Source organism: Deltaproteobacteria bacterium, assembly GCA_023382265.1.
Classification (GTDB): Bacteria; JAMCPX01; JAMCPX01; order JAMCPX01; family JAMCPX01; genus JAMCPX01.
This window is the reverse complement of sequence record JAMCPX010000013.1, coordinates 1-7,864: the sequence shown is the minus strand read 5'-3', so window position 1 is coordinate 7,864 and position 7,864 is coordinate 1. Positions and strand designations below refer to the sequence as shown.

The following is a 7,864-nucleotide window of genomic DNA, read 5'->3' as shown; positions in this document are numbered from 1 at the left end:
GATAATTCTTCGATTAGTCAATAAATAGTTTCTTGACCTATGTCAAAAAGTAATTTAATGAAACCGATGTGCTCTATGGATATTGGAACAAGCCATAATAAAGTGCTATACCTCACCTACAACGGTCTCTGCCAGCCGCTGGGGCAGTCGCAGGTGATCCCCTACCTGGTCGGGTTGTCGAGAGAAGGCCATGCTATTACCGTATTGTCTTTCGAGCATCGTTATGAGAGGCACTTTACCAAAGAACAGGATATCGTAAAGGCAAAACTTGCTCAGACGAATATCAAGTGGATAGCCTTAAAGTACCACAAGTATCCGAGATTCTTCTCATCTCTCTATGATATTATTCATGGCATTGCCAAGGCATTGTTTTTCTTTCTACGAGAACCCTACGGTATCGTCCATGCCCGCGGTCATGTGCCGGGCATGATGGGGCTGGTCTTAAAAAAGATACTTAAAACGAAATTCATTTTTGATATACGTGGCATGATGGCGGAGGAAAAGGTGGACGCAGGGCAATGGACTTACAGGAGCATCGGCTATAAGCTGACAAAATTGGCTGAGAGGGAGATGCTTAAAAATGCGGACGAGATTGTGGTGTTGACGGAGAGGATCAAACCCTATCTCAGGGTATTCACCTATATCACCGCACCGATCACCGTTATCCCTACCTGTGTCGACACCAACAGATTTCCTGAAATAAATATACCGTATGGGGATAATATGAGAATGGTATTTGGCCTGTCGGACAGGCTTGTGATCGTCTATTCCGGCTCGCTCGGGACATGGTACCTGTTCGAGCAGATGGCCGAGTTCTTCAAAGCAGCGAAAGATTCCGATAGGCGGGCCTTTTTCTTGATACTGAACAGGAACGAGCATAAGTATGCAAAAGACGTACTCAAAAGGTATGGAATAAACGATACAGACTATATGATCAAGTCGGTAAGCCCCAACGAGGTACATGAGTATCTATGGGTATCGGACATAGGCCTGTCTTTCATAAAGCCCGCATTCTCCAAGCAATCGTCGTCCCCGACGAAGCTCGCAGAGTACCTCGCCTGCGGCTTGCCAGTCATTGCCAATGCCGGGGTAGGGGACGTGGAAGACATCCTCGGGCAAAGCGATACCGGGGCCATCGTATATGCCTTTGATGACGATGAGTATAAGCGGGCATTCGAGCAGGCAATGGGGCTTGTCAATGACCCGGATTTCAAGCAAAGGGCATACAAGGTGGTAAAAGATACGATGAGCGTCGAGGTTGGCGTCCAAAGGTATAAAGGGATTTATGAGAGGCTGTAGGCCGAGGAGTTTAAGAGTTAGGGAGTCCTAAACTCCAGAACTCTTAATGTCTTATAAACTGCCCTACGAAGATCAGAGTGCTGATCACGGTGCCGAAGAAGCCGAGCAGGCCCACGGTCCATTTGATGAGCGTGAAGGTCTGGTGATACATGGTGTCGAACCGCTCGTTCATCTTGTCGAACCGCTCATTCATCCTATCAAACCGCTCGTTCATCTTGTCGAACCGCTCATTCATCTCTGATCTCATATCTTTCATATCCATTTTAATCTCATCGACAGAGCCCTCTATATGTTCGATCCGCTTGGAAAGCACTGCCACAGCCTGATTGGTCGCTGTGTCTTTCATCACCTCACCAAGCCATTTTTCAAGACCTTGTGCAGCATGCTCACCGAACGTTTCTACTACTTCTTTTGGAGGATACGTAATCATACGAACATTATAAGTATGTTAAAACAGGATGTCAAGGAGTTTTTGAGTTGAGCGGGGTACAATAAAGCACAATTCTACAATAGGTGGGAAAAGCATTCCTCATTCCGTGCCTGTTTGCCAAGGAGGGATGACGCTGATGCGTTGCAGTAAAATAGACTTTTCTTATGTGATGATATATAGCTAAAAAAGCAATATATGAATAAGTTTAATTATTAACTAAAAGAGAGGGAAAGTTATCTGTATGTTAAATGTCGTGGTACTTAATGGAGGCAGGGGGGCGGCAACCCTCATACCTTCTTTATTGCATCAGCAGAGTCTGAATGTGACATCAGTTGTAAACGCATATGATGATGGTAAATCTACCGGTGAAATCCGGCGATTTTTTGGTATGCTTGGGCCTTCGGACATCCGTAAAGTACAAGAACTTATGCTCCCTGAAAACGATCCCGATTACGCGGTGTATTTAAACTTATTCAGATACAGATATCCGGTCGCAAGTGACAGAGAAAAGATAATGAACGATCTTCGTGCCTTTGTGAAGGGTACAGCACAGGCATTGGTTGGGCTGCAATTTCAGAATAAAAAGGTCCGCAATGCCTTACAACACTTTTTACGTGAATTCCTGGATGGACTATCTGTTGTAGAAAAAGCCTCGGGGACAAAATTCAATTTTTCTGATTGTTCCATTATGAACTGCATCTACGCAGGTGCATTCCTTACCTTCAATCGTAATATCGATACCGCGACACGGTATATCGATCGACTCTTCAAACTAAAGGGCACAGTACTACCTACCAGCATCGAGGATAAAAAACTGGTGGCTCTCAGAGAAAATGGCGAAATGCTTTACAGCGAGGCGGAAATCGTCGAATTGCGTTCCAACGTACGAATTGAGCGCATTTACTTGTTGGATAGCATCCTCGATCCTTCGCATTTTCAGGCATTGAGTATCGAAGAAAAGCGATATTTTCTTGAGAAAAACCACTGTTTTGTAGAGGTGTCAGAAAGCGTGAAACATGCTCTCCAGAATGCTGACATCATTATTTATTCATCCGGAACCCAGCATTCATCTCTCTATCCGACATATTTTTCTACAGGCTTGGCGGAGTCCATTGCAGATAATAAGGCGGCGTTTAAGGTTTTTATAACCAACATCGGTGCTGACTATGAGACGCCTAATTATAAGGCATCAGAATACCTTCTCGGTGCTTACCACTATTTGAGTTTGGCTAATAAAAGACAATATAAGATATCAGATTTATTTAATGTTACCCTCATTAATCAAAGTCATCTTAAAGCAGATGAAACATATGTTGAATTTGATGAACCTGCATTTAAAGAGATTCCTATTCCTCGTGTAGTTGATATGTTTGAATCGAAAGAACAACCGGGTAAGCATGATGGTAACAAAGTCGTACAAACGATCATGAATTTATACGAAGAAGCCACGCTCCTAACCTGAGGTAGAAGGATGCTTGATTCGAAATCACTTGTTGAATTATTAGAACAAAAAAAACTCCTCATTTTTGATTTTGATGGCACTCTGGCAGATACAAGTCCCTTACACGCACGAGCATTCTTAAAGGTGCTTGCGCCTTATAACATCAAAGTTGATTATCAGTCTATTGCCGGTATGAAAACTAAAGATGCAATAAAACAATGTCTCATTGCTAATGGTAGAAACCTTTCACCCAATGAGATAGATACTCTCGTAACTGCCAAACAACAATATGCGCGTATCTTAATAAAGAATGAACTTAAACCTCTGCCGGGGGTTGATGAATTTTTGCAGTGGGCAAAACCGCGTTATCGTTTAGCGATGTATTCGTCTGGTTCTCGTGATACAATCAACATTGCTTTAGATAAGTTAGGTTATACTGGATGGTTTGTTCCGATGCTGTGCTCTGATGATGTTACACATGCAAAACCCGATCCAGAAGGGTATCTCATGATACTAAAAATCACGGGAGTCAGTGCGAAAGAAGCGATAGTTTTTGAAGATTCTGATGCCGGAATTGAAGCCGCATCATATGCAGGGATTACAATAGTTGATGTTCGTTTACCATTTCGTTTTGGCACTATAAGAGATATTATATGAATCATAAAAAAGATATTGAAAACAACCATAATACTTGTCCAGTTTGTGAATCTGACCAATTAAAAGTTTTGAAAGGTTATGAGAAAGATCATCTGGTTAGATGTAAACAATGCAAACTAGTCTTTTCAAACCGTAAACCTACGCGAGCAGAATTGGATAAAATTTATAATGCGTATATACGAGATAATAATATAAAGACCGAGCTAACCTTGAAAAAGCTACGATTGATCGCTGATAATTTGGGAAAGGTCTCCAAAGCTAAACGGGTGCTTGATATAGGTTGTGGTAATGGAGCTTTTTTAACTATGTTTAAGAAAATTGGCTGTGAAGTATATGTGACTGAATTTAATAAAAGTGCAGAAGATGTTTGCCGAAGTAAAGGCATAAAGATGCTTTCCGGTGGTCTGATGCCGCAGATGGAATCCAATTTATCTGATAAGTTTGATCTTGTCATTCTTACAGAAGTTATTGAACACGTTAATAATCCACGAGATATTATTAATAATATATCGGATTTGCTTAAGAAAAATGGATATCTTTATATCACAACGCCAAATTATTTTAGCATCGATCGTTTAATTATGGGGCCACAATGGGGTATGATTTGTTATCCAGAACATTTAATACTTTGGAATCCAAAAACTTTAGATCAATTTTTGAGAACCTGTGGTTATGAAAAAATATTTATTCGTACGGAAAATATATCTTTTTTTAGGATTGTACAGTACTTAAATAAGAAGAAATACAGTCTAAAACTATTAAACAATGATCCAGAAAAAGCTGCAGCAATAGCACAGATAAAAGTCAATCAAAGCAAATTCTTTTTTTATATGAAAAATATTATTAATTCCTTGCTCTTAATAACCAATAAGGGCTCATCTTTGATTGCGCTATATCGTAAGTCTAAAAATGGAGATAATGTTGTCCAAGTATAAGATCCTTGCCGTTGTTGTAACCCATAACCGCAATGAACTCTTGATAAGATGTATTGATTATCTGCAAAAACAATCTCGCAAGCCTGATCATATTCTTGTGATCAATAACGGAAGCACTGATAACACCGAGGAGGTGTTACGTCAGCGTGGAGTGCATTACATTACACAGGACAACGTGGGTTCTGCGGGAGGTTGGTATAGGGGGATCGAATACGCACTGGAAGAAGGTTTTGATGCCATTTGGTTGATGGATGATGACGGTTATCCTGACCCAGAAGCACTTAATCTTTTAGAGCAGGCATTACATCCTAGCATATCCTGTGTATCTTCTGTTGTTTTACGCGAGGATAAGCCAACGCATTTTGTATTCCCTTTTTCTGTGCTTGATAAAAATGACCTCCCTGTTGTTTTTACCTTTCCGCGTAAGGTTCCCACTCTAAAAGGACTTTCGAGGATTACTAATGGCGGCATGTATCCGTTTGCCCATTTGTTCAATGGTGCATTGGTATCTATAGAGGCGGTACGTCAAATTGGTAATATTAATCGTGATCTTTTCCTTTCAGGAGACGAAGTCGATTACTTTTTTCGTCTGAGAAAGTTTGGTCCGGTTTATTCAGTTTTATCTGCACATCATTTTCATCCTGATGTGAGTATTCGGCCTTTTACACCTGCAAAGCTCTACTACTACGTAAAAAATACACTGATATTGAATAAACGCTATTTTAATTTTGTCCTCTTGCGTAATATCCTGACAATTGTAGCTGCTCTTGGCCGCTTAACTTCCCGTAATGGATTGTGGGGAGCTTTGTCTTATGTAGCCGGAAGAAATGCTATTACTTTTTATCGTGCAATATTACGTGGTTTGCGTGGACAGGTAGGGAAGGATTTTGATGGCTAATCTTCATGTACTAATTGCAGCCGCTGGTAAAGGGGTACGTGCTGGTTTACCCTATCCAAAGACACTGTTTTCAATACAGGGTAAGCCAATTCTGGTGCGTATCCACGAATTGATGAGCGCATGGGACACATGCCCCACGGTTATTGTCAGTCCCACTGGCTACGATCAAGTGATTTCTTGCGTTGCTCAATATGGCCTTACAGCGTATCTGGTAATCCAACAAGAACCTCGTGGTATGGGAGATGCTGTGCTGCGTTTCAAAGAGTCTCCGGCCTTTCCTGAGACAGAGCACGTTTTACTTATTTGGGGGGATATTCCATTTATACAATTGAATACAGTGACTGCCATGGTAAACTCGCATTATAGGCAAGGAAATGATTTTACATTTGTAACCCGTTATGTTGATACTGCTTATACAGTAGTTGAGCGAGATACGCAGGGTAGTATAACCGGCGTGATCGAGACACGAGAGGCTGGTATTAAAGTTCCCCAGCATGGAGAGAGAGACATTGGCTTGTTTATTTTTCGCAAGCAACCAATATGGGAACTTCTACAAGAAGAACTACCGGGCAAATGGGGAAAGACCACCGATGAGCATGGATTTTTATATGTGATTCGACACATGATAGAACGTGGTTATCGGGTTCAGGGTTTACCAATAGCCACTGAAATGGATTTGGTTTCGTTCAACACCATGAAAGACATAGAAAATTTTTTATGAATGCCGCAAGCAATGATGAGTCAAAATATTGTCTATACCATGTGTGGTATCTCGTGCTGATATGAATGCAAAGATTATACAGAATAAGGTAAATGAGTTTCTTGCAAAGAAAGAACGAGAAGGAATGGGGCGAGAGATTGCTTTTACTAATTGAAAATGCCGAGTTAAGTAAAAAATATTGCAAGGATAGTGTGGAGGACAGTTGAAGAAAAATATTCTGTAAACCCCGTTAGAGAACAAAGTTCTATAATGACTTGCGATGATGGTGATTTCAAAACACCGTTAGTTTCGAACGGTAATGACCATCAATTAAAGTCGCTGGCTTTCTCTAACGGGGTAAAGGTCTGGGCACCGAAGTATGTGGAGATTTTAAGGAAGGTTGTGAAGAGCTGAAATGAAGAGTTGAGGAATTGTAAACCCTGCATTTTAAATAATCATGAAAACGAACAACAATATAGATGAGAAGGTAGTTCATGGATTCGGGAAGGAATGGAGCAGGTTTGATCAAAGCCAGCTTAATGACAAGGAATTGTATGATATGTTTTCAGCATATTTTACTATTTTTCCTTGGGATAAGTTACCTAAAAACAGCGTTGGTTTTGATCTGGGCTGCGGCAGCGGCAGGTGGGCGAAGTTTGTGGCCCCTAAAGTGGGTAGTTTGTACTGTATAGATCCCAGTGAAGAAGCTTTGCGAGTAGCGGGAAAGAATTTAAAAGGCTCTCCCAACTGCAGGTTTCACTGGGCGGGTGTTGATCAGATACCACTGGCCGATGGCACGGCGGATTTCGGATACTCCATCGGGGTGCTGCACCATGTCCCGGATACGGCAGCAGGCATAAAGGCCTGCGTATCGAAGTTGAAGGGTGGGGCCCCCTTTTTGCTGTATCTGTACTATGCGTTTGACAACAGGCCTCTATGGTACAGGACGCTGTGGAGGCTGAGCGATGTATGCCGTCTGATAATCTCCCGGATGCCTTTCCCTTTAAAGTATGTTGTTTCTCAGCTCATAGCCCTCCTCATTTACCTGCCCCTTGCAAGGTTTGCAAAACTGGGAGAATTAATGGGTTTACAAGTTGATACAATACCCTTATCCTTTTATAGGAATCGAAATTTTTACACAATGCGAACAGATGCATTAGATCGATTTGGAACAAAATTGGAAAAGAGATTCACAAAAGTTCAGATATTGAAGATGATGGAGGATGCAGGTCTGAAAAATATAAAATTTAGTGATAAGCCCCCTTATTGGTGTGCGGTGGGTGAAAAGAATTAGGAAGACTAAAGGAAAGCAACAGGGTCAGCCCTTGAAATGTGAAAAGATACTGTTTTTGCAGAATTTGTTAGTTGAGAAGTTACTTGCATATTTCACTCAAAACGGGCACTTGTTTCACTCCAAATCGGTCGCCTGTTTCAATCAAAACGGGCACCCCTATCGGAGCGGAGCGACGCTGGCTTTTCATTACTTATACCATAACACCTTCAT

Annotated in this window: 8 protein-coding genes; 7 read left to right on the top strand and 1 reads right to left on the bottom strand. The window is 41.5% G+C overall.

Translation table 11 applies throughout. The annotated features are described in order from the left end of the window. The first annotated feature begins 153 nt into the window (after positions 1-153). Positions 154-1,299, top strand: coding sequence for a glycosyltransferase family 4 protein (locus tag M1381_02590; GenBank protein ID MCL4477977.1), 1,146 nt, complete (start codon positions 154-156; stop codon positions 1,297-1,299). Positions 1,300-1,342: 43 nt separating this feature from the next. Here the strand turns inward: M1381_02590 and M1381_02585 are convergent, their stop codons facing one another. Beyond that, positions 1,343-1,729, bottom strand: coding sequence for a hypothetical protein (locus M1381_02585; GenBank protein MCL4477976.1), 387 nt, complete (start codon positions 1,727-1,729; stop codon positions 1,343-1,345). A 241-nt stretch (positions 1,730-1,970) separates the two neighbouring features. Between M1381_02585 and M1381_02580 the strand changes: the two genes are divergently transcribed. From M1381_02580 to M1381_02555, 6 genes are all read left to right on the top strand, one after another. Beyond that, positions 1,971-3,191: a 2-phospho-L-lactate transferase CofD family protein gene (locus M1381_02580; protein ID MCL4477975.1), complete on the top strand. Its 1,221-nt coding sequence runs from the start codon at positions 1,971-1,973 to the stop codon at positions 3,189-3,191. A 9-nt stretch (positions 3,192-3,200) separates the two neighbouring features. Further along, on the top strand, positions 3,201-3,827 hold the full coding sequence (locus tag M1381_02575; GenBank protein ID MCL4477974.1) for an HAD family phosphatase: 627 nt from the start codon (positions 3,201-3,203) through the stop codon (positions 3,825-3,827). After that, positions 3,824-4,762: a class I SAM-dependent methyltransferase gene (locus M1381_02570; GenBank protein ID MCL4477973.1), complete on the top strand. Its 939-nt coding sequence runs from the start codon at positions 3,824-3,826 to the stop codon at positions 4,760-4,762. The genes M1381_02575 and M1381_02570 overlap by 4 nt, the downstream gene beginning before the upstream one ends. Continuing rightward, entirely contained in the window at positions 4,749-5,660 is a 912-nt protein-coding gene (locus M1381_02565) for a glycosyltransferase (GenBank protein ID MCL4477972.1), read from the top strand. The genes M1381_02570 and M1381_02565 overlap by 14 nt, the downstream gene beginning before the upstream one ends. Next, positions 5,653-6,381 carry an NTP transferase domain-containing protein gene (locus M1381_02560; protein ID MCL4477971.1) on the top strand — a complete coding sequence of 243 codons (729 nt, stop codon included), beginning with the start codon at positions 5,653-5,655 and terminating at the stop codon, positions 6,379-6,381. The genes M1381_02565 and M1381_02560 overlap by 8 nt, the downstream gene beginning before the upstream one ends. A 436-nt stretch (positions 6,382-6,817) precedes the next feature. Next, positions 6,818-7,654: a class I SAM-dependent methyltransferase gene (locus M1381_02555; GenBank protein MCL4477970.1), complete on the top strand. Its 837-nt coding sequence runs from the start codon at positions 6,818-6,820 to the stop codon at positions 7,652-7,654. The last annotated feature ends 210 nt before the right edge of the window (positions 7,655-7,864 follow it).

What these genes read in the sequence shown, in the direction of transcription:
- M1381_02580 (MCL4477975.1), top strand. Translation starts at nt 1,971, where the DNA reads ATGTTAAATGTCGTGGTACTTAATGGAGGCAGGGGGGCGGCAACCCTC.
- M1381_02570 (MCL4477973.1), top strand. Translation starts at nt 3,824, where the DNA reads ATGAATCATAAAAAAGATATTGAAAACAACCATAATACTTGTCCAGTT.
- M1381_02585 (MCL4477976.1), bottom strand. Translation starts at nt 1,729, where the DNA reads ATGATTACGTATCCTCCAAAAGAAGTAGTAGAAACGTTCGGTGAGCAT.
- M1381_02575 (MCL4477974.1), top strand. Translation starts at nt 3,201, where the DNA reads ATGCTTGATTCGAAATCACTTGTTGAATTATTAGAACAAAAAAAACTC.
- M1381_02560 (MCL4477971.1), top strand. Translation starts at nt 5,653, where the DNA reads ATGGCTAATCTTCATGTACTAATTGCAGCCGCTGGTAAAGGGGTACGT.
- M1381_02555 (MCL4477970.1), top strand. Translation starts at nt 6,818, where the DNA reads ATGAAAACGAACAACAATATAGATGAGAAGGTAGTTCATGGATTCGGG.